This is a genomic window from Escherichia sp. GZ89 (assembly GCF_019366485.1).
GTDB lineage: Bacteria > Pseudomonadota > Gammaproteobacteria > Enterobacterales > Enterobacteriaceae > Escherichia > Escherichia fergusonii.
The window spans coordinates 1-21,652 of the sequence record NZ_JAEOHX010000006.1 but is presented as its reverse complement, the minus strand read 5'-3'; the positions used below and the strand labels follow the sequence as shown (position 1 = coordinate 21,652).

17 protein-coding genes and 1 riboswitch are annotated in these 21,652 nt (G+C 51.0%); of the genes, 11 read left to right on the top strand and 6 right to left on the bottom strand.

Features of this window, described 5'->3' with window-relative positions:
* Nucleotides 1–342: a PTS fructose-like transporter subunit IIB gene (locus K0335_RS11410; RefSeq protein WP_000323849.1), complete on the top strand. Its 342-nt coding sequence runs from the start codon at nt 1–3 to the stop codon at nt 340–342.
* Here K0335_RS11410 and K0335_RS11405 read toward each other — a convergent pair.
* The 4 genes from K0335_RS11405 to argE form a co-directional block, all read right to left on the bottom strand.
* Entirely contained in the window at nt 329–1,180 is an 852-nt protein-coding gene (locus K0335_RS11405; RefSeq protein WP_219393830.1) for an AraC family transcriptional regulator, read from the bottom strand. The two genes, K0335_RS11410 and K0335_RS11405, sit on opposite strands and share 14 nt — an antisense overlap.
* Before the next feature lie 229 nt (nt 1,181–1,409).
* Nucleotides 1,410–3,143, bottom strand: coding sequence for a phosphoethanolamine transferase CptA (locus tag K0335_RS11400; RefSeq protein WP_000556353.1), 1,734 nt, complete (start codon nt 3,141–3,143; stop codon nt 1,410–1,412).
* Nucleotides 3,144–3,339: 196 nt separating this feature from the next.
* Complete coding sequence (gene ppc / locus K0335_RS11395) at nt 3,340–5,991, bottom strand: phosphoenolpyruvate carboxylase (protein WP_001005538.1); 2,652 nt, start codon at nt 5,989–5,991, stop codon at nt 3,340–3,342.
* A 345-nt stretch (nt 5,992–6,336) separates the two neighbouring features.
* Complete coding sequence (argE, locus tag K0335_RS11390; protein ID WP_000791753.1) at nt 6,337–7,488, bottom strand: acetylornithine deacetylase; 1,152 nt, start codon at nt 7,486–7,488, stop codon at nt 6,337–6,339.
* 153 nt (nt 7,489–7,641) lie between these two features.
* Between argE and argC the strand changes: the two genes are divergently transcribed.
* The 4 genes from argC (at nt 7,642) to oxyR (ending at nt 12,048) form a co-directional block, all read left to right on the top strand.
* A complete protein-coding gene (gene argC, locus K0335_RS11385) occupies nt 7,642–8,646 on the top strand; it encodes an N-acetyl-gamma-glutamyl-phosphate reductase (protein ID WP_104920042.1) in 1,005 nt (334 codons plus the stop codon).
* Between the two features lie 7 nt (nt 8,647–8,653).
* A complete protein-coding gene (argB, locus tag K0335_RS11380; protein WP_002432931.1) occupies nt 8,654–9,430 on the top strand; it encodes an acetylglutamate kinase in 777 nt (258 codons plus the stop codon).
* Nucleotides 9,431–9,490: 60 nt separating this feature from the next.
* Nucleotides 9,491–10,864: an argininosuccinate lyase gene (gene argH, locus K0335_RS11375; RefSeq protein ID WP_160193796.1), complete on the top strand. Its 1,374-nt coding sequence runs from the start codon at nt 9,491–9,493 to the stop codon at nt 10,862–10,864.
* Between the two features lie 266 nt (nt 10,865–11,130).
* Nucleotides 11,131–12,048: a DNA-binding transcriptional regulator OxyR gene (gene oxyR, locus K0335_RS11370; protein ID WP_001025939.1), complete on the top strand. Its 918-nt coding sequence runs from the start codon at nt 11,131–11,133 to the stop codon at nt 12,046–12,048.
* Here oxyR and sthA read toward each other — a convergent pair.
* Nucleotides 12,031–13,431: a Si-specific NAD(P)(+) transhydrogenase gene (sthA, locus tag K0335_RS11365; RefSeq protein WP_104920045.1), complete on the bottom strand. Its 1,401-nt coding sequence runs from the start codon at nt 13,429–13,431 to the stop codon at nt 12,031–12,033. The genes oxyR and sthA overlap by 18 nt on opposite strands.
* 329 nt (nt 13,432–13,760) lie before the next feature.
* On the opposite strand from sthA, the gene K0335_RS11360 reads away from it, so the two are divergent.
* From K0335_RS11360 to K0335_RS11345, 4 genes are all read left to right on the top strand, one after another.
* Nucleotides 13,761–14,927 (top strand): M20 aminoacylase family protein, encoded by a 1,167-nt coding sequence (locus tag K0335_RS11360; protein WP_219393829.1) that lies wholly within the window; start codon nt 13,761–13,763, stop codon nt 14,925–14,927.
* Between the two features lie 43 nt (nt 14,928–14,970).
* Nucleotides 14,971–16,287 (top strand): citrate-proton symporter, encoded by a 1,317-nt coding sequence (locus K0335_RS11355; protein ID WP_219393828.1) that lies wholly within the window; start codon nt 14,971–14,973, stop codon nt 16,285–16,287.
* A 103-nt stretch (nt 16,288–16,390) separates the two neighbouring features.
* Nucleotides 16,391–17,041, top strand: a complete 651-nt coding sequence (fabR, locus tag K0335_RS11350) for an HTH-type transcriptional repressor FabR (protein WP_015953867.1) — start codon at nt 16,391–16,393, stop codon at nt 17,039–17,041.
* Nucleotides 17,041–17,400 carry a YijD family membrane protein gene (locus K0335_RS11345; RefSeq protein WP_000814368.1) on the top strand — a complete coding sequence of 120 codons (360 nt, stop codon included), beginning with the start codon at nt 17,041–17,043 and terminating at the stop codon, nt 17,398–17,400. The genes fabR and K0335_RS11345 overlap by 1 nt, the downstream gene beginning before the upstream one ends.
* 39 nt (nt 17,401–17,439) lie before the next feature.
* Here the strand turns inward: K0335_RS11345 and trmA are convergent, their stop codons facing one another.
* Nucleotides 17,440–18,540, bottom strand: a complete 1,101-nt coding sequence (gene trmA, locus K0335_RS11340) for a tRNA (uridine(54)-C5)-methyltransferase TrmA (RefSeq protein WP_000187029.1) — start codon at nt 18,538–18,540, stop codon at nt 17,440–17,442.
* A gap of 113 nt (nt 18,541–18,653) precedes the next feature.
* Nucleotides 18,654–18,844, top strand: a riboswitch (cobalamin riboswitch).
* A gap of 64 nt (nt 18,845–18,908) precedes the next feature.
* Between trmA and btuB the strand changes: the two genes are divergently transcribed.
* Nucleotides 18,909–20,753: a TonB-dependent vitamin B12 receptor BtuB gene (gene btuB, locus K0335_RS11335; RefSeq protein WP_000591391.1), complete on the top strand. Its 1,845-nt coding sequence runs from the start codon at nt 18,909–18,911 to the stop codon at nt 20,751–20,753.
* Nucleotides 20,698–21,555 (top strand): glutamate racemase, encoded by an 858-nt coding sequence (murI, locus tag K0335_RS11330; protein WP_104920047.1) that lies wholly within the window; start codon nt 20,698–20,700, stop codon nt 21,553–21,555. The genes btuB and murI overlap by 56 nt, the downstream gene beginning before the upstream one ends.
* Nucleotides 21,556–21,652 lie beyond the last annotated feature (97 nt).

Genomic DNA, 21,652 nt, shown 5'->3' with positions numbered 1-21,652 from the left:
ATGGCATACCTGGTGGCAGTAACCGCCTGCGTCAGTGGCGTGGCGCATACTTATATGGCGGCGGAACGGCTGGAAAAGTTGTGCCAGTTAGAGAAGTGGGGCGTCAGCATTGAAACTCAGGGTGCTTTGGGAACGGAGAATCGTTTAGCGGACGAGGATATCCGCCGGGCGGATGTTGCGCTGTTGATTACGGATATTGAACTTGCCGGTGCTGAGCGATTTGAACATTGCCGCTACGTGCAATGCAGCATCTACGCGTTCCTGCGTGAGCCACAGCGGGTGATGAGCGCAGTGCGCAAAGTGCTTTCTGCGCCGCAGCAAACCCATCTTATTCTGGAGTAGTCGGTTTCTCTGTCAGTTGGCTGTGGTACTGCCGACGATATTCCGACGGCGAGCGTTCGGTGTTTTTACGAAACAGACGGCAGAAGTAGTTGCTGTCAACAAAGCCGCAGGCGTGCGCCACTTCTTTTACCTTCAGGTCATAGCCTTTCAATAACGTCTTAGCGTGTTCCAGTCGCGTGTGATTCAGGTATTCGTTAAATCCAATGGCCCCCGTTTTTTGAAACAGGTGCGAGAGGTAATTTGGCGAAATATAGAACGCCTGTGCGACAGATTCGCGGGTAAGCGCGGTGGCATAGTGTTCGTCGATATAATCGCGAATAGCTTCAAATAGTGCCTGGCTACGTGAGGCGGTCTGGATTTGGCTGCCGAGCAAATCGCGGCAGTGGCTAAGCAGGCTAGCGACGATAAGTCTGGCCGTTTGCTGCTCCTGCGACTGCATTTGCATTTCATTGAGCGTTTGTAGCAGAAAAGAACCAATGCGCGGGCCGCGTCGGGCGACGTGTTGCTTCGCCAGATTTTGATACTGCTTACCATCCCATTGCACGACGCTGAAGCCGAGTTGTTGTTTGCCAAACAACACACTAAAGGTGGTAGCGGGGGCTTGCCATTGTGGGAAATTCCAGCCGCCAGCGGGAACGTACAGCACATCGCCGGGAACTAACGTTGCGCCAGCGCCGGTATCAACAAATTCACCTTCCAGCACTATTTCCAGCCGTGGAAAATCGACCTGATACGCAAGATCGGGCGCCGGACCGTTGCTGCTGGCAAAGTAAATCTGGCGCAGCGACAGCGGGCCGTTTATCAGGCGGGAGAGCAGATAGCTGACGTCGTGATACATGTTATTCCCTTAGGTATGTAGACGGGAAAACAGTAACTGGCATTATGAAAAAAGGCCACCTGAAAAGTGTGGCCTGATGGGGGGTCGATGTAAACATTGCGGCGGTTTCAGTCGCCTTGTATTGCCGGATGCGGCGTAGACGCCTTATCGGGCCTACTGCCGCGATCTGTAGGCCGGATAAGACGCTTCATTCAGGCGTCGCATCCGGCAAATAGCACCAGGCTGATAATTACTGATTACCCACCTGATCGCCATACGGCAGAGTGTCGTAGTCGATCAGTGCGTTTTTCTTATACGGGTTACCAATCCAGCGAGTGGTTTCTTTGAACTGCGGATTCACCACTGAACGGGTTGGATCGTAACCGTCGTAAGATAAGCCTGCTAAATCTGACCAGGTGTGGATCAGTTCCGCCAGGCTGTATTTCCGATCAACATCCTGCGAGAAATCATGCGGATGCGTGGCCTGCCATTTTTCTGACGTCCACAGCAGGAACGGAATGGTGTACATGTGGCGCGTCGGGTTGTCTTCATTACGCCCCTGAGTTTTGTGCGGTGGCGTGTCGTAAACCTCTTCGCCGTGGTCAGAGAAGTACACCAGGAAACCGTTCGGATCTGCTGCTTTAAAGTCTTTAATCAGGCTGGCAACCACATGGTCGTTATACAGGTTAGCATTGTCATAATCATTATATGACTCCAGCTCTTCTGCGCTTAATCCAGGCGGAACATGATCGGTATTGCCATCAAACTTGCCCTGATTTTCCGGGTAGCGGTATTTGTATTTGATATGCGTACCCAGCAGATGAACGATGATCAGTTTCTTCGGCGCAGGGTCCTTCAGCACCTCCTGGAACGGCTTCAGCACGTTGGTGTCGTATTCACGCGCACTCTGCGTACGTTGCTGGTTCATGTAGTACTGCTTGTCGGTCTGCTTCGAAAATACCGTCAGCATGGTATTGCGGGCGGTCATCGTCTGCTGGTTGGTGATCCAGAAGGTTTTATAACCTGCCTGTTTCATCATGTTCATCAGCGACGGCTGCGTCAGATACAGATCCGGGTTCTTTTCATTGGCAAAGGTCAGCGCTTGTTGCAGGATTTCAATGGTATACGGACGCGATGTGACCACGTTATTGAACACGCTCAGATTCGGGTCGGTTTTATGCAGCGCATCCAGCTCCGGCGTGGTTTCACGCGGATAACCGTACAGGCTCATGCGGCCACGCTGGGTTGATTCGCCAATCACCAGTACCAGGGTGCGCGGTTCGTTACCCGATTCATCTTTGAAATTAGCCAGTGGCGGCAGCGCGTTGTTTTCGTTGAGTAATTTGGTCAGCGAGTTAAGTTGCTGGCGGTACTGGTAGTAGCCGGTAATAAATTGCCATGGTGCTGCGGGTTCCATGCGCGATGCCAGACTATCCAGCGTTTTTTCAATCGGTTTGCCTTTGATGATGGTGTTCATGGTGATCGGATGCAGGATCAAGCCGTAAAGCAGGGCAAACGAAATGAGATAACGCCAGGGCGAAGGAATGTAGACCGGGCGCAGACGTGTCCAGAGCAGGATTGCCACCGCCGTATAAGCCAGCGCAATCAGCACAATCTTCAGACTAAAATATTGGCTTAAATATTCGCTGGCTTCGTTGGCGTTGGTTTCGAACATGACGAACAGGACGCTTTGCGAAAATTCCTGACCATAAATCACATAATAACTGAGTGCTGCCAGCGAGGCCGCCCAGAGCATTACGCCAATCACCGCAGCGATAATTTTTGTTCTGTTAGGGAAGAGAAAAACGGGGATTAACCAAAGGGAACTGAACAACAGGGAGTCACGGATACCAGTGGTGCCGCTGTAGCCGGTGATATAAATGATGGCCTGAAGAAGTGTGGAGAAAAACCAAAAATAGAGTAATGCCCAGCCCAGGGCTTTCCAGCTAAAAGGGGCTTTAGCCTGGAGTTGAGTGGAATGCATAATAGAAACCTGTCTTCAAAAAAAACGCCAACAGTAGCGAAATAACCTTAAGGAGATCTGAAACCTGAGTACATCAACAGATATCCAAAAGCTGAATAAAATGCAGACAGAAATATATTGAAAACTACATGGATATGACAGCAGTATTTCAAGAAACCCTCGTGCGATTGCACGAGGGTTTATAGAGGCAGTGCTGTTAACCTGTGTTACGCATACCAGCAGCAACCCCGGCAATGGTGACCATCAGGGCTTGCTCAACGCGTGGATCAGGCTCTTTGCCGTTTTGTTCGGTAAGACGTGAGCGGTGCAGCAGCTCTGCCTGTAGTACGTTCAGTGGGTCGGTGTAGATATTACGCAACTGAATTGACTCGGCAATCCACGGCAGATCAGCCATCAGGTGGGAGTCGTTAGCAATTGCCAGCACCACTTTAATATCTTCTTCCAGCAGATTGCGTAGCTCTTTGCCTAACGGCCAAAGCTCTTTTGCGACCAGCCGCTGATCATAATATTCCGCCAGCCACAGATCCGCTTTGGCGAATACCATCTCCAGCATTCCCAGACGCGTTGAGAAGAAAGGCCAGTCGCGGCACATTGTTTCCAGCTCGCTCTGTTTACCATCTTCCACCACTTTTTGTAGCGCCGTACCCGCGCCCAGCCAGGCGGGGAGCATCAGGCGGTTTTGTGTCCAGGCAAAAATCCACGGAATAGCGCGCAGTGACTCAACGCCACCGGTCGGGCGACGTTTTGCCGGACGTGAACCCAGCGGTAGTTTGCCGAGTTCCTGCTCCGGCGTGGCAGAGCGGAAGTAAGGCACAAAATCTTTGTTTTCACGCACGTAGCCGCGGTAGACATCGCATGAGATAACCGAAAGCTCATCCATAATGCGACGCCAGCTCTCTTTCGGCTCTGGCGGTGGCAGCAGGTTGGCTTCCAGAATCGCCCCGGTATACAGCGAAAGGCTGCTAACGGTGATTTCAGGCAGACCGTACTTGAAGCGGATCATCTCGCCCTGTTCGGTCACGCGCAGGCCGCCTTTCAGGCTTCCTGGTGGTTGTGACAGCAGCGCCGCATGGGCAGGTGCGCCGCCGCGACCAATGGAACCGCCGCGACCGTGAAACAGCGTCAGTTCAATACCCGCTTTTTCGCAGGTTTTGATTAATGCATCCTGTGCCTGATATTGCGCCCAGGAAGCCGCCATCACGCCCGCATCTTTTGCTGAGTCGGAATAGCCAATCATCACCATCTGTTTGCCCTGAATCAGGCCGCGATACCAGTCGATATTGAGCAACTGGGTCATGACATCGTTGGCGTTGTTCAGGTCATCAAGGGTTTCAAACAGCGGTGCAACCGGCATCGCAAATCCAATACCCGCTTCTTTCAGCAGCAGGTGTACAGCCAGTACGTCGGACGGCGTTTTTGCCATCGAGATCACGTAGGCGGCAATGGAACCTTGCGGTGCTTCAGCAATTACCTGACAGGTATCAAGTACTTCGCGCGTTTCGGCGCTCGGTTGCCAGTTACGCGGCAGAAGGGGGCGTTTGGAGTTCAGTTCGCGGATCAGGAACGCCTGTTTGTCGGCCTCTGACCAGCTTTCGTAGTCGCCGATGCCGAGGTAGCGGGTCAGTTCGCCCAGCGCTTCGGTATGACGGGTGCTCTCCTGACGGATATCAATACGTACCAGCGGTACGCCGAAACATTTTACGCGGCGCAGAGTGTCGAGCAGATCGCCGTTGGCAATAATGCCCATACCGCAAGCCTGCAACGACTGGTAACACGCATAAAGTGGTTCCCAAAGCTCTTCGTTTTGTGTCAGTAAACCTTCCGGCTTCGGTAGTTTTTGCCCTTTCAGACGTGCTTCCAGCCAGGCCTGAGTAGCCATAAGGCGGGAGCGCAGATTTTTCATCAGATAGCGATACGGCTCTGCGGCGCCCTCTTCGCCAACCAGCGCCAGCAGTTCAGGGGTTGCTTCAACCATCGACAGTTCAGAGACCAGCACCTGAATATCTTTCAGGAACAGATCGGTTGCTTTCCAGCGGCTGAGCAACAACACATGACGGGTAATATCGGCGGTTACGTTCGGGTTGCCGTCGCGGTCGCCGCCCATCCACGAAGTAAAACGGACCGGAACAAAATCTACCGGCAGCTTATAGCCAAGATTTTCTTCCAGTTGTTCGTTCAGCTCGCGCAGATAGTTTGGTACGCCTTGCCACAGGCTGTTTTCCACTACTGCAAAGCCCCATTTGGCTTCATCTACCGGGCTTGGTCGTTGTTTTCGAATCTCATCCGTATGCCAGGACTGGGCGATTAACTGACGCAGACGACGCATCAATTGGTTACGTTCGTAATCAGCGAGATCTTTGTTATCCAGTTGCTTTAAACAGGTGTTCACTTCCACCATTTTGTGGATCAGTGTACGACGGGTGATTTCAGTCGGGTGTGCGGTGAGGACCAGTTCCAGCGACAGTGATTCGACAGCTTTTTTGATTGTAGCTTCACTGAGGTCTGGTTGATTTTTCAGTTTACGCAGGGTGCGGGCAATCACTTCCGGGTTGCTGGCAGCCTCGCCTTTTGGCGAAATGCTGTGGTATTGCTCAGCAGTATTAGCCAGATTCAAAAACTGACTAAAAGCGCGGGCGACGGGCAATAGCTCGTCGTTCGATAAATTTTGTAATGTGGTGAGTAACTCCTGGCGATCGGCGTCATTGCCAGCGCGTGAAGATTTGGACAACTTACGAATTGTTTCAACGCGATCAAGAATGTGCTCTCCCAACGCATCCTTAATGGTTTCTCCCAGCACTTTGCCGAGCATACTGACATTACTACGCAACGCGGAATATTGTTCGTTCATATTACCCCAGACACCCCATCTATTTTGTATATGTCCGGTACTTTTCACGCCGTAGCGGCAGGAAAAATCCAGGACTTTGCTATAGGCCGTCTTTTATAAAGCCACGTAAAACCAGGAACGTCAATTGCTGCGAAATCGCTTCAGCAAATGAATGAACAGTAAGAATTTACGCCATTTCATTCACGACGAATAAAATAAGCGTAACTTATGGAAATGTTAAAAAAACGCTCCGATTATCACCAAAATATGAATGACAGTAGGTCGGATAAGATGCGTCAACATCTTATCCGACATTACTGCGGCTGGACCGCCTTATCCGACTACAATTGGGCATCACTCGTTTTTTTAATGCCAGCAGAAATGGTGAATAACCTGAGTGATCAGCTCACGGGTCGGCTTGATAAAACGCGTCTCCAGATATTCATCAGGCTGATGGGCCTGGTTGATTGAACCCGGTCCTAACACCAGCGTCGGACATAACGTTTGAATAAAAGGCGCTTCGGTACAGTAATTCACTACTTCGGTATGTGTGCCGAGTAATTTCTCAACCACTTCAACCAGTTGGTGGTCCGGCGGGCATTCATAACCCGGAATAGGAGGATGCAACTCTTCTACCGTCAGGCGACCCGGCCAGCGTTCACTCACTGGAGCCAGCGCTTCGTTGAGTAACCCATTGAGATCGTTGAGCGTCATTCCCGGTAAAGGGCGAATATCCATATGCAACTCACAGCAAGCGCAGATACGGTTAGCTGCGTCGCCGCCGTGAATATGACCAAGGTTAAGCGTGGGGTAAGGCACGGTAAATGCCTCATAGTGATAGCGTTCTTTAAGAGTGTCACGCAGTTGCAGGATATGACCGATGGCATCATGCATCAGTTCAATAGCATTTACACCACGAGCAGGATCACTGGAGTGCCCCGACTGCCCCATTACTCGAATCGTGTTGGAGATATGACCTTTATGCGCTCGAACAGGTTGCAGTGATGTTGGCTCGCCGATAATGGCACAATCCGGACGCAGGGAGGTGGTTTCCGAGAAGTAACGTGCACCCGCCATACTGGTTTCTTCGTCGGCGGTCGCCAGAATATAGAGCGGCTTTTTCAGTTTCGTAACGTCAACGTCGCGTAGCGTATCAAGAATAAACGCAAAGAAACCTTTCATATCAGCCGTACCCAGACCATAGAGCTTGCCGTCATGCTCGGTCAGGGTGAATGGATCGCGCGTCCAACGCCCATCATCAAATGGCACGGTATCGGTATGACCGGCCAGCAGCAAGCCGCCTGCGCCTTGTCCGGTACTTGCCAGCATATTGAATTTGTTACGTGTGCCGGGTACTGGCTGTACTTCCACATTGAAGCCCAGATCTTTAAACCAGTCCGCCAGTAGAGTGATTAAACCCGCATTACTTTGATCGAGCGCTTCTTCCGTTGCGCTAATCGATGGTGTGGCAATCAGAGCGCGGTAAATCTCGATAAATGGCGGTAATTTGTTTTTCATTGTTGACACACCTCAGGTCATGATAGTATCAATATTCATGCATTATTTGTGAATAAAAATACACTAACGTTGAGCGTAATAAAACCCACCAGCCGTAAGGTGAATGTTTTACGTTTAGCCAGGCAAACAGACATAAGAAGGTGAATAGCCCCGATGTTGAATACGCTGATTGTGGGTGCCAGTGGTTACGCTGGCGCAGAGCTAGTGACCTATGTAAATCGCCATCCTCATATGAACATAACCGCTTTGACCGTCTCAGCGCAAAGCAATGATGCAGGAAAATTAATCTCCGATTTACATCCGCAGCTAAAAGGCATCGTTGATCTGCCGTTACAGCCGATGTCGGATATCAGCGAGTTTAGCTCAGGGGTGGACGTGGTGTTTCTCGCCACCGCCCATGAAGTTAGCCATGATTTGGCCCCACAATTTCTTGAAGCAGGCTGTGTGGTGTTCGACCTTTCCGGCGCGTTTCGTGTTAACGACGCCACCTTCTATGAAAAATATTACGGCTTTACACATCGATACCCTGCATTGCTTGAGCAGGCGGTCTATGGCCTTGCGGAGTGGTGTGGCAATAAATTAAAAGAAGCGAATCTGATTGCGGTGCCGGGCTGTTATCCGACGGCGGCACAGTTGGCGCTGAAACCATTAATTGATGCCGATCTTCTTGACCTCAATCAGTGGCCGGTTATCAACGCCACCAGTGGTGTGAGCGGAGCAGGACGTAAGGCCGCGATTTCAAATAGTTTTTGTGAAGTTAGCCTGCAACCGTATGGCGTCTTTACTCATCGCCATCAACCAGAGATCGCCACACACCTCGGTGCTGACGTTATCTTCACCCCACATCTGGGCAATTTCCCGCGCGGCATTCTCGAAACCATTACCTGCCGCCTGAAACCGGGTGTGGCCCAGGCGCAAGTCGCGCAAGCGTTACAGCAGGCGTATGCCCATAAACCGCTGGTGCGGCTGTATCACAAAGGCGTTCCGGCGCTAAAAAATGTCGTCGGACTGCCGTTCTGCGATATCGGTTTTGCCGTTCAGGGGGAACATCTGATTATCGTGGCGACCGAGGACAACTTATTGAAAGGTGCAGCGGCGCAAGCGATGCAGTGCGCCAATATTCGTTTCGGCTATGCGGAAACGCAGTCTCTTATTTAGGGGTGCAATGATGAATCCATTAATTATCAAACTGGGCGGCGTACTGCTGGATAGTGAAGAGGCACTGGAACGTCTGTTTACCGCACTGGTGAACTATCGCGAGTCACATCAGCGTCCGCTGGTGATTGTCCACGGCGGCGGTTGCGTGGTGGATGAGCTGATGAAAGGGCTGAATCTGCCGGTGAAAAAGAAAAATGGCCTGCGGGTGACGCCTGCGGATCAGATAGACATTATCACCGGGGCGCTGGCGGGAACGGCAAATAAAACCTTGCTGGCGTGGGCGAAGAAACATCAGATTGCAGCCGTAGGCTTGTTTCTCGGTGACGGCGACAGCGTAAAAGTGACCCAGCTCGATGAAGAGTTAGGCCATGTTGGACTGGCGCAGCCAGGTTCGCCTAAGCTTATCAACACGTTGCTGGAAAACGGTTATCTGCCGGTGGTCAGCTCCATTGGCGTAACAGACGAAGGGCAACTGATGAACGTCAATGCCGACCAGGCGGCGACGGCGCTGGCGGCAACGCTGGGCGCAGATCTGATTTTGCTCTCTGATGTCAGCGGTATTCTCGATGGCAAAGGGCAACGTATTGCCGAAATGACCGCCGCGAAAGCAGAACAACTGATTGAGCAGGGCATTATTACTGACGGCATGATAGTGAAAGTGAACGCGGCGCTGGATGCTGCGCGCACGCTGGGCCGCCCGGTAGATATCGCTTCCTGGCGTCATGCGGAACAGCTTCCGGCACTGTTTAACGGTATGCCTATTGGTACACGGATTTTAGCTTAAGTTTTGTTGGCCGGAGACGTAGCTTTCTGGCATTGAATTTCAAAATAAGGAAACAGAGTTATGGCACTTTGGGGCGGGCGTTTTACCCAGGCAGTAGATCAACGGTTTAAACAATTCAACGACTCACTGCGCTTTGATTACCGTCTGGCGGAGCAGGATATTGTTGGCTCTGTGGCCTGGTCCAAAGCGCTGGTAACGGTAGGCGTGTTAACCGCAGAAGAACAAGTGCAACTGGAAGAGGCGCTGAACGTGCTGCTGGAAGATGTTCGCGCCAGGCCACAACAAATCCTTGAAAGCGACGCCGAAGATATCCATAGCTGGGTAGAAGGCAAACTTATCGACAAAGTGGGCCAGTTAGGCAAAAAACTGCATACCGGGCGTAGCCGTAATGATCAGGTAGCGACTGACCTGAAACTGTGGTGCAAAGATACCGTTAGCGAGTTGCTGACGGCTAACCGGCAGTTACAATCCGCTCTGGTCGAGACCGCGCAGAACAATCAGGACGCGGTAATGCCAGGTTACACCCACCTGCAACGTGCTCAACCGGTGACGTTCGCGCACTGGTGCCTGGCTTACGTGGAGATGCTGGCGCGTGATGAAAGCCGCTTGCAGGATGCGCTTAAGCGTCTGGATGTCAGTCCGTTAGGCTGTGGCGCGCTGGCGGGAACGGCTTATGAAATCGACCGTGAACAGTTAGCTGGCTGGCTGGGCTTTGCTTCAGCGACCCGTAACAGTCTCGACAGCGTTTCTGACCGTGATCATGTGCTGGAACTGCTTTCTGCTGCCGCTATCGGCATGGTGCATCTGTCGCGTTTTGCTGAAGATCTGATTTTCTTTAACACCGGCGAAGCGGGGTTTGTGGAGCTTTCGGACCGCGTGACTTCCGGTTCATCATTAATGCCGCAGAAGAAAAACCCGGATGCGCTGGAGTTGATTCGCGGTAAATGCGGTCGTGTTCAGGGCGCGTTGACCGGCATGATGATGACGCTGAAAGGTCTGCCGTTGGCCTATAACAAAGATATGCAGGAAGACAAAGAAGGTCTGTTCGACGCGCTCGATACCTGGCTGGACTGCCTGCATATGGCGGCGCTGGTGCTGGACGGGATTCAGGTGAAACGCCCACGTTGCCAGGAAGCGGCGCAGCAGGGGTATGCGAACGCCACTGAACTGGCGGATTACCTGGTGGCGAAAGGTGTGCCGTTCCGCGAGGCGCACCATATTGTGGGTGAAGCGGTGGTGGAAGCCATTCGTCAGGGCAAACCGCTGGAAGAGCTGCCGCTCGTCGAGTTGCAGCAATTCAGCGAGGTGATTGGCGAAGATGTCTATCCGATTCTGTCGCTGCAATCGTGCCTCGACAAGCGTGCAGCAAAAGGCGGCGTCTCCCCGCAGCAGGTGGCGCAGGCGATTGCTTTTGCGCGAGCGCGGTTGGGGTAAGAACAATTATATGTACAAATTTGAGCCTGGCTTATCGCCGGGCTTTTTTATGGCAAAAAAAAGCGGATCCTGGAGATCCGCAAAAGTTCACGTTGGCTTTAGTTATTCGAGTTGAGAAACTCTCGAAACGGGCAGTGACTTCAAGGGTTAAAAGAGGTGCCGCTCCGTTTCTGTGAGCAATTATCAGTCAGAATGCTTGATAGGGATAATCGTTCGTTGCTATGCTACCTATCGCCATGAACTATCGTGGCGATGGAGGATGGATAATGAATATTCGTGATCTTGAGTACCTGGTGGCATTGGCTGAACACCGTCATTTTCGGCGTGCGGCAGATTCCTGCCACGTTAGCCAGCCGACGCTTAGCGGGCAAATTCGTAAGCTGGAAGATGAGCTGGGCGTGATGTTGCTGGAGCGGACCAGCCGTAAAGTGTTATTCACCCAGGCGGGAATGCTGCTGGTGGATCAGGCGCGTACTGTGCTGCGTGAGGTGAAAGTCCTTAAAGAGATGGCAAGCCAGCAGGGCGAGACAATGTCCGGGCCGCTGCATATTGGTTTGATTCCAACGGTTGGGCCTTACCTGTTACCGCATATTATCCCGATGCTGCACCAGACCTTTCCAAAGCTGGAAATGTATCTGCATGAAGCACAGACCCACCAGTTACTGGCGCAACTGGACAGTGGCAAACTCGATTGCGTGATCCTCGCGCTGGTGAAAGAGAGTGAAGCATTTATTGAAGTGCCGTTGTTTGATGAGCCAATGTTGCTGGCCATCTATGAAGATCACCCGTGGGCGAACCGCGAATGCGTACCGATGGCCGATCTGGCAGGGGAAAAGCTGCTGATGCTGGAAGATGGTCACTGTTTGCGCGATCAGGCAATGGGTTTCTGCTTTGAAGCCGGGGCGGATGAAGATACACACTTCCGCGCGACCAGCCTGGAAACTCTGCGCAACATGGTGGCGGCAGGTAGCGGGATTACTTTACTGCCTGCACTGGCTGTGCCGCCGGAGCGCAAACGCGATGGGGTTGTTTATCTGCCGTGCATTAAGCCGGAACCACGCCGCACTATTGGCCTGGTTTATCGTCCTGGCTCACCGCTGCGCAGCCGCTATGAGCAGCTGGCAGAGGCCATCCGCGCAAGAATGGATGGCCATTTCGATAAAGTGTTAAAACAGGCGGTTTAAGCCGTTTAACGCAGCTACCCGATAGGCTTCCGCCATCGTCGGGTAGTTAAAGGTGGTGTTGACGAAGTACTCAATAGTGTTGCCGCCACCTTTCTGTTCCATAATCGCCTGACCGATATGAATAATTTCGGCAGCGCGCTCGCCAAAGCAGTGAATGCCCAGAATCTCTTTTGTTTCCCGATGGAACAAAATTTTCAGCGTGCCCACGTTCATGCCGACGATTTGTGCACGTGCCAGATGTTTAAACTGGGCGCGGCCCACTTCATACGGCACTTTCATCGCGGTCAGCTGCTGTTCGGTTTTGCCTACAGAGCTGATTTCCGGGATGGTGTAAATGCCGGTAGGGATATCTTCAATCAGATGTGCGGTGGCTTCACCTTTCACCAGCGCCTGCGCGGCAATGCGCCCCTGGTCATAGGCTGCCGACGCCAGGCTCGGATAACCAATCACGTCGCCCACCGCGTAAACGTGCGGCTGTGCGGTCTGATACATGCTGTTGACCTTCAGCTGTCCGCGACTGTCAGTTTCCAGCCCAATGTTCTGTAACGCTAGCGAATCGGTATTACCGGTGCGACCATTGGCGTAGAGCAGACAGTCGGCTTTCAGCTTTTTGCCCGACTTCAGATGCATAATCACACCGTCCTCACAGCCTTCGATCTTCTCGTACTCTTCGTTGTGACGAATCACTACACCACTGTTCCAGAAGTGATAGGAGAGAGAGTCTGACATCTCTTGATCGAGAAACGCCAGCAGACGATCGCGGGTGTTGATCAGATCCACTTTTACATCCATACCGCGGAAGATCGACGCATATTCACAGCCGATCACTCCAGCACCATAGATAAGTACATGGCGCGGTTCGTGGTGCATGCTAAGAATTGAGTCGCTGTCGTAAATGCGTGGATGGGTGAAATCAACATCTGTTGGATGATAAGGGCGAGAACCACAGGCAATAACAAATTTTTCAGCGGTTAGTGTTTCGACGCTGCCGTCCGGGCAATCCAGCGCCAGCGTATGCTCGTCAACAAAGCGAGCGTTCCCCTGCAATATTTCACAGTGATTACGTTCGTAAAATCCCTGACGCATACGTGTTTGTTGATTAATCACGTTATCGGCATGGTTAAGGATATCGGCAAAAGAAGAGCGGAGCAGTCGCGAATGGTCGCTGTAAAGTGGGTTTTGATTGAATTCTATAATGCGGCTGACGGCGTGACGGAGAGCTTTCGACGGGATGGTGCCCCAGTGGGTGCAGCCGCCGCCAACATTTTGATAACGCTCGATAACTGCGACGCGCGCACCTTGCTTAACCAGGCCCATTGCAGCGCCTTCGCCGCCGGGGCCGGAACCTATTACTATGGCATCGTAATCGTAGGAATGTGGCATGGTAGGGCTTACCTGTTCTTATACATAAAAGCAACAGAATGGTAACATTTTATCGCGGGTAAGCCAATTGATCCCCGTCATTTATCTGGCTATATCGTGAGCGACCTTTGCTTTGTCTTCCTCCTTCTTATTTTATTAATTCCCTATTAATCGCTTTTTCTTATAGCTGATGGTTTTATCTTGCCGAAGCGTGCTTTTTTGTTATTGTCTTTATGAAATATTCTTATAAAACAAATATATAAGTATTTTATATTGATGGAGTATTTGTATTTATACCATCAATAAAATCCGTTAATTAGCCTGTTTATAAGTAAATAAAGGAATAGCCGATGATCGAACACTATATTCGTGGGTTTGAGGAAGAACTGCGCGAGATCCGCCATCAGATCCACGAAAACCCGGAACTGGGATTACAGGAATTTAAAACCAGTGCGTTGGTGGCGGAAAAGCTGCGCAAGTGGGGCTATGAAGTAGAGCAAGGACTGGCGACGACGGGGATAGTGGCCACGTTAAAAGTGGGCGACGGAGAGAAAAGTATTGGCCTGAGGGCAGATATGGATGCGTTGCCGATTTATGAAAATAGTGGCAAGCCCTGGGCCAGTAAACATCCTGGTTTAATGCACGCCTGCGGGCATGACGGGCATACCACCATACTGCTGGGTGCCGCGCGTTATTTGGCCGAAACCCGCCGTTTTAACGGCACGTTACGTCTTATCTTCCAGCCTGCGGAAGAGATGATTAACGGCGGTGAGATCATGGTTAAAGAGGGGCTTTTTGACCGTTTCCCCTGCGATGTCATTTTCGGCATGCATAACATGCCCGGTCTGCCGGTGGGTAAGTTTTATTTCCAGCCTGGGGCGCTAATGGCGTCAATGGATCAGTTCCATATTACGGTTCGTGGTTGTGGCGGACACGGTGCGATCCCGCACAAAGCCATCGATCCGGTGCTGGTCGCGGCACATATCACCACCGCATTACAAAGCATTGTGTCGCGCAATGTCGATCCGCTGGAAGCGGCGGTAATTACCGTTGGCAGCATTGTTGCGGGTGAGGCGGCTAACGTCATTCCTGACAGTGCTGAGATGAAAATCAGCGTTCGCTCTCTTAGCCGCGACACCCGGCAACTTCTTCTGACCCGTATTCCTGCTCTGGCACAGGCCCAGGCTGTCAGCTTTGGCGCTACGGCTGAGATTACGCATGTTAACGGTACACCGGTATTAGTGAATGACGAGGAGATGGCGCGCTTCGCCTGGCAGGTGGCGTGTAAAACGTTTGGTGAAGAGCGGGCCGAGTTTGGCATCAAGCCCCTGATGGGCAGTGAAGATTTCTCTTTCATGCTGGAAGCCCAACCAAAAGGCGGTTTCCTGTTATTCGGTAATGGCGACGTTGGAGAAGGTTCCTGCATGGTGCATAACCCAGGTTACGACTTCAACGATGCAAGCCTGGTCCCGGCAAGCAGCTACTGGAGCGCACTGGTTGAAGCCTGGCTGCAATAAATAAAAAAACAACACAACAACTCTTTATGGCAAGGAATATGGAATGACGGCGATCGTAAATGAAACCGTGAGTGTGAAGAAAAAGCCCAGCGGCAGGCGGGTGATTTTTGCCTCGGCGTTTGGCAATGCGCTCGAATTTTTTGATTTTGGCGTTTACAACTTTTTTGTGGTCTATATCAGTACACTATTTTTCCCGCCCAGCGCTGATAAAAACGTCGCGCTTCTGCTGGCATTTGCCACTTTCGGCGTGAGCTTTTTTATGCGTCCGCTCGGTGGGATTATTGTTGGCGCCTGGGCCGATCGCTTCGGACGCAAACCCGCGATGGTGTTCACCATTGCCCTGATGAGCCTCGGTACACTGATGATAGGCATCGCACCGACGTATGAAACGGCGGGTTATTGGGGAACGGCAACTCTGGTACTGGCGCGTTTGATTCAGGGCGTTGCGGCAGGCGGTGAAGTTGGGGCTTCAATGTCGCTACTGGTGGAGTCAGCTCCGGCAAATCGTCGCGGTTTTTACAGCAGTTGGTCGCTGGCGACCCAAGGCCTGGCAACAACTTTTGGAGGTGTTGTCGCTTTAGGTTTAAGCGCATGGCTACCCTTTGCGACAGGTTCAGAAACCGTAATGGCCGAATGGGGCTGGCGTGTGCCGTTTTTTATTGGCGTGTTATTAGCGCCTGTCGGCTGTTGGTTGCGTCTGAGCCTGGAAAATGATGCTCCAGAGCCAGCACATAATAAGAAGGCCGCAGCCAGCGAAAGTGCCTTCTCCTTACTTATGCAACATAAAGCGACTATCGCTAACGGTATCTTGCTCGCTATTGGTAGTACAGTCGCAACCTATATCTCCCTCTTTTATTACGGTACATGGGCAGCGAAGTATTTAGGAATGAATCAAAACTATTCTCATGCAGCGATGTTACTGGCAGGGGGTATTACGTTTGCGGGGGCGCTGTTAGTGGGGATGCTGTGTGACTCGGTTGGACGTAAAAAGTTGATTTTAATCTCACGTGTGATGGTGTTGATTTGTAGCTGGCCTTCGTTCTGGCTGTTGGTGAATTACCCAAGTCCTGGCATGTTGCTGTCGGTGGTTTTTGTGATGGTCAGCTTTACCACTCTTGGCGGTGTACCAGTGATGTTGTTGATCTCCGAACTGTTATCTAAGCGTATTCGGGCATTGGGTTTTGCGCTGGTTTATAGCATTGGTGTGGCAATCTTTGGCGGTTTTGCTCAATATTTCGCTACGCAATCTATCGTGTTGCTGGATAGTCTGACGGCTCCGGCGTGGTATCTGGGCGGGGGAACATTGCTGTCTATGCTGGCGTTGCTGTTCGTGAAAGAACCGACTAAGGAATTGCAGTAGCAATGTTTTATGACTTCAACATTCATTAACGACACTGAATCAATCCAGTCAGTTTATTCTCTGGTATAGTGCCCGCAGTACTATTGGCAAGGATTCAAACATCGTGATGGGCGTAAGAGCGCAACAAAAAGAAAAAACCCGCCGTTCGCTGGTGGAAGCCGCATTTAGCCAATTAAGTGCTGAACGCAGCTTCGCCAGCCTGAGTTTGCGTGAAGTGGCGCGTGAAGCCGGTATTGCTCCCACCTCTTTTTATCGGCATTTCCGCGACGTAGACGAGCTTGGTCTGACCATGGTTGATGAAAGCGGTTTGATGCTGCGCCAACTCATGCGCCAGGCGCGTCAGCGTATCGCCAAAGGCGGGAGTGTGATCCGTACCTCGGTCTCCACATTTATGGAGTTCATCGGTAATAATCCTAACGCCTTCCGGTTATTATTGCGGGAACGCTCCGGCACCTCCGCCGCGTTTCGTGCTGCGGTTGCGCGTGAAATTCAGCACTTTATTGCGGAACTTGCGGACTATCTGGAACTCGAAAACCATATGCCGCGTGCGTTTACTGAAGCGCAAGCCGAAGCAATGGTGACGATTGTCTTCAGTGCGGGGGCCGAGGCGTTGGATGTCGGCGTCGAGCAACGTCGGCAATTAGAAGAGCGACTGGTACTGCAACTGCGAATGATTTCGAAAGGGGCTTATTACTGGTATCGCCGTGAGCAAGATAAAACCGCAATTATTCCGGGAAATGTGAAGGACGAGTAATGAAACAATCTAATCAGGATAAAGGTACGCTACTGCTGGCGCTGGTGGCTGGCCTGTCAATTAATGGCACGTTTTCGGCGCTGTTTAGCTCGATTGTGCCATTTTCAGTATTTCCGATTATTTCCCTGGTGTTGACAGTTTACTGCCTGCATCAACGTTACCTTAATCGCACTATGCCGGTTGGGTTGCCTGGACTGGCTGCTGCCTGTTTTATTCTCGGTGTTCTGCTTTATAGCACTGTGGTTCGTGCGGAATATCCGGCTATTGGCTCGAATTTCTTCCCGGCTGTACTGTCGGTAATTCTGGTCTTCTGGATTGGCACTAAAGTGCGTAACCGTAAGCAGGAAGTTACAGAATAATAGGTGGCATGCCGGATGCGATGCTATCCGGCATGGATTTTACTTCGCCGTCAGTAATACGCCGCACTCCATATGGTGCGTGTAGGGGAATTGATCAAACAGAGCCAGACGTTCAACCTTGTGCGTCTGGCTTAATGTTTCCAGATTCTTACATAACGTTTCCGGATTGCAGGAGATGTACAAAATACGCGGATACGCCTGCACCATTTTCTCGGTTTCACTGTCCAGACCGCTGCGCGGTGGGTCGACAAAAATGGTTTCGCACTGATAACTCTTTAAGTCGATCCCTTGCAGGCGGTTAAACTCGCGCACACCATTCATCGCCTGAGTAAATTCTTCTGCCGCCATACGAATAATTTGTACGTTATCAATATGGTTAGCGGCAATGTTGTATTGCGCGGCAGCGACCGACGGCTTGGCGATTTCGGTAGCTAATACCCGATCAAAATTGCGTGCCAGCGCTAATGAAAAGTTACCGTTGCCGCAGTACAGCTCCAGTAAGTCGCCTTTTGAGTCTTTGGTCACGTCCAGCGCCCATTCCAGCATTTGAATATTCATCGCCGCGTTCGGCTGGGTGAAACTGTTCTCCACCTGACGGTAGATCATTTCTCTCCCTGCAACCGGCAGACGTTCGTCGATGTAATCTTGATCCAGCTCGATTTTGGTTTTCGTTGCCCGACCAATCAGATGCACATTCAGATTCTGCGCGCGCAGTGCATCACGTAGGACTTCCGCCTGCTGACGCCACTCATCATCCAGCTTTTTATGGTACAGCAGGGAAACAACCGCCTGATTGCTCAGCGTAGTGAGGTAATCAATCTGGAATAGCTTGTGGCGCAGAACGGGATTATTACGCACACCCGCAATCATCGCCGTCATCAACTGGTTGATAAGTTCACTGGCGGCGGGGAAGCTATCCACGCGGATACGGCTTTTGGTTTGTTGATCGAAAATGATGTGGTACAGGTCATCGCCATCGTGCCAGATGCGGAACTCCGCACGCATCCGGTAATGACTGACCGGCGAGCGAAACACTTCCGGAACCAGGTCAGAAAACGGCGCCATCATACTTTGCAAACGTACCACTTTTTCGGCTAACTGCGCTTCATACTGTTCTGTTGGAAGGTGTTCGGGGGTCATGATGTATCCTGAAAATGAAATGTACGCGGCGATTGTAGGGATTGCTCATCAGATGTCCAGATCTTGATGTATTCCTATTTGTGAGCTACGTCTGGACAGCAACTTGTTACAACCTGTAGCATCCACTCGCCGGTCCTGTGAGTTAATAGGGAATCCAGTGCAAATCTGGAGCTGACGCGCAGCGGTAAGGAAAGGTGCGATGATTGCGTTATGCGGACACTGCCATCCGGTGGGAAGTCATCATCTCTTAGTATTTTATATACCCCTCCAAGCCCGAAGACCTGCCGGCTAACGTCGCATCTGGTTCTCATCATCGCGTAATATTGATGAAGCCTGCGGCATCCTTCTTCTATTGTGGATGCTTTACAATGATTAAAAAAGCTTCGCTGCTGACGGCGTTTTCCGTCACGGCATTTTCTGCTTGGGCACAGGATACCAGCCCGGATACTCTCGTCGTTACTGCTAACCGTTTTCAGGAACCATTAAGTGCCGTGCTCGCTCCTGTCACTGTCGTGACACGTGAGGATATTGAACGATGGCAAGTTTCCTCTGTAAATGATGTTCTCCGCCGTTTGCCTGGTGTGGCAATTGCACAAAATGGAGGAGAAGGTCAGCTCTCAACTATTTTTATTCGAGGCACGAACTCTAACCATGCACTGGTTTTAATTGATGGCGTACGTCTGAATTTAGCAGGTGTTAGTGGATCGGCTGACCTGAGCCAGTTTCCGATCGCGTTGGTGCAGCGTATCGAATATATCCGTGGGCCACGTTCAGCGATTTATGGCTCAGATGCCATTGGCGGTGTGATAAATATTATTACCTCCCGTGAGAATACTGGTACTGAAATTTCAGCAGGATGGGGAAGTAATAGTTATCAAAATTACGATATTTCCACTCAGCAACAAATTGGCGAAAATACTCGAGTAACACTTCTTGGTGATTATGCCTATACCAAGGGATTTGATGTCGTTGCCTATGGCAACACTGGGATGCAGCCACAGTCAGACAGAGACGGTTTTTTAAGTAAAACACTCTACGGCAAACTTGAACATAACTTCTCTGATACGTGGAGCGGATTTGTTCGTGGCTACGGCTATGATAACCGAACTAAATATGACGCCTGGTACTCTCCCGGTTCTCCGCTGATTGATACACGAAAACTTTATAGTCAAAGCTGGGATGCGGGTCTTCGCTACGCTGGCGAAACACTGCAATCTCAACTTGTTTCCAGTTATAGCCATAGTAAAGATTACAACTACGATCCACATTATGGACGCTATGACGCATCAGCTAACCTGGATGAGATGAAACAATACAATCTCCAGTGGACAAATAGCGTCACGGTCGGTCACGGTGATGTTGGAGCTGGTATCGACTGGCAAAAACAATCCACTACTCCTGGAACTGGATATTTGCCAAAAGGTTACGATCAGCGTAACACGGGGATTTATCTGACTGGATTGCAAAAACTTGGCGATTTTACGTTAGAAGGCGCGGTGCGTAATGACGACAACTCGCAATTTGATCGCCACACAACATGGCAATCCAGTGTGGGATGGGAGTTTATTGAAGGTTATCGCTTTATCGCTTCCTATGGAACTGCATTTAAAGCGCCAAATCTCGGTCAGTTATATGGTTACAAAGGTAATCCGAATCTCGATCCAGAAAAAAGCAAACAGTGGGAAGGGGCATTTGAAGGTTTAACAGCAGGCGTAAATTGGCGTATTTCAGGATATCGTAATGATATCAGTGATATGATTAATTGTACCCAAAACTGCGAAAGATATTATAACGACGCAAAGGTGCATATTAAGGGTATTGAATCTACAGCAAACTTCGAGACTGGACCACTGGCGCATACCGTTAGCTACGATTATACGGATGCCAGAAATGCTTTAACTGACAAACCGTTAGAACGTCGTCCTAAACAGCAAGTAAAGTATCAGCTCGACTGGCAAATGCTCGATTTTGACTGGGGTGTAACTTATCAATATCTGGGATCGCGATACGATTCGGATTACTCATCCTGGCCCTATAAGTCAGTCAAAATGGGCGGTGTGAGCTTGTGGGATCTTGCGGTTGCGTATCCGGTCACCTCTCATCTGACAGTTCGTGGTAAAATAGCCAACCTGTTCGACAAAGATTATGAGACAGTCTATGGCTACCAAACTGCAGGACGGGAATACACCTTGTCTGGCAGCTACACCTTCTGAACCACGTCCCACCGTGCTGGTGTTTGACTCCGGCGTCGGTGGGTTGTCGGTCTATGACGAGATCCGGCATCTCTTGCCGGATCTCCATTACATTTATGCTTTCGATAACGTCGCTTTCCCTTATGGCGAAAAAAGCGAAGAGTTTATTGTTGAGCGAGTGGTGGCAATTGTCACCGCAGTGCAAGAACGTTATCCCCTTGCGCTGGCTGTGGTCGCTTGCAACACCGCCAGTACCGTTTCACTTCCTGCATTACGCGAAAAGTTCGACTTCCCGGTTGTTGGTGTCGTGCCGGCGATTAAACCTGCTGCACGTCTGACGGCAAATGGCATTGTCGGATTACTGGCAACCCGCGGAACTGTTAAACGTTCTTATACTCATGAGCTGATCGCGCGTTTCGCTAATGAATGCCAGATAGAAATGCTGGGCTCGGCAGAGATGGTTGAGTTGGCTGAAGCGAAGCTGCATGGCGAAGATGTTTCTCTGGATGCGCTAAAACGTATCTTGCGTCCGTGGTTAAGAATGAAAGAGCCGCCAGATACCGTTGTACTAGGGTGTACCCATTTCCCTCTACTACAAGAAGAACTGTTACAGGTGCTGCCAGAGGGAACACGGCTGGTGGATTCTGGCGCAGCGATTGCTCGCCGAACGGCATGGTTGTTAGAACATGAAGCCCCGGATGCAAAATCCGCCGATGCGAATATTGCCTTTTGCATGGCCATGACGCCAGAAGCTGAACAGTTATTACCCGTTTTACAGCGTTACGGCTTCAAAACGCTCGAAAAACTGGCAGTTTCAGGCTGATTTGGTTGAATGTTGCGCATTCAGAAAATTATTTTAAATTTCCTCTTGTCAGGCCGGAATAACTCCCTATAATGCGCCACCACTGACACGGAACAAC

Coding starts and splice junctions, on each gene's coding strand:
- K0335_RS11410 (WP_000323849.1), top strand. CDS start 1: ATGGCATACCTGGTGGCAGTAACCGCCTGCGTCAGTGGCGTGGCGCAT.
- K0335_RS11405 (WP_219393830.1), bottom strand. CDS start 1,180: ATGTATCACGACGTCAGCTATCTGCTCTCCCGCCTGATAAACGGCCCG.
- K0335_RS11400 (WP_000556353.1), bottom strand. CDS start 3,143: ATGCATTCCACTCAACTCCAGGCTAAAGCCCCTTTTAGCTGGAAAGCC.
- ppc (WP_001005538.1), bottom strand. CDS start 5,991: ATGAACGAACAATATTCCGCGTTGCGTAGTAATGTCAGTATGCTCGGC.
- argE (WP_000791753.1), bottom strand. CDS start 7,488: ATGAAAAACAAATTACCGCCATTTATCGAGATTTACCGCGCTCTGATT.
- argC (WP_104920042.1), top strand. CDS start 7,642: ATGTTGAATACGCTGATTGTGGGTGCCAGTGGTTACGCTGGCGCAGAG.
- argB (WP_002432931.1), top strand. CDS start 8,654: ATGATGAATCCATTAATTATCAAACTGGGCGGCGTACTGCTGGATAGT.
- argH (WP_160193796.1), top strand. CDS start 9,491: ATGGCACTTTGGGGCGGGCGTTTTACCCAGGCAGTAGATCAACGGTTT.
- oxyR (WP_001025939.1), top strand. CDS start 11,131: ATGAATATTCGTGATCTTGAGTACCTGGTGGCATTGGCTGAACACCGT.
- sthA (WP_104920045.1), bottom strand. CDS start 13,431: ATGCCACATTCCTACGATTACGATGCCATAGTAATAGGTTCCGGCCCC.
- K0335_RS11360 (WP_219393829.1), top strand. CDS start 13,761: ATGATCGAACACTATATTCGTGGGTTTGAGGAAGAACTGCGCGAGATC.
- K0335_RS11355 (WP_219393828.1), top strand. CDS start 14,971: ATGACGGCGATCGTAAATGAAACCGTGAGTGTGAAGAAAAAGCCCAGC.
- K0335_RS11345 (WP_000814368.1), top strand. CDS start 17,041: ATGAAACAATCTAATCAGGATAAAGGTACGCTACTGCTGGCGCTGGTG.
- trmA (WP_000187029.1), bottom strand. CDS start 18,540: ATGACCCCCGAACACCTTCCAACAGAACAGTATGAAGCGCAGTTAGCC.
- btuB (WP_000591391.1), top strand. CDS start 18,909: ATGATTAAAAAAGCTTCGCTGCTGACGGCGTTTTCCGTCACGGCATTT.
- murI (WP_104920047.1), top strand. CDS start 20,698: ATGGCTACCAAACTGCAGGACGGGAATACACCTTGTCTGGCAGCTACA.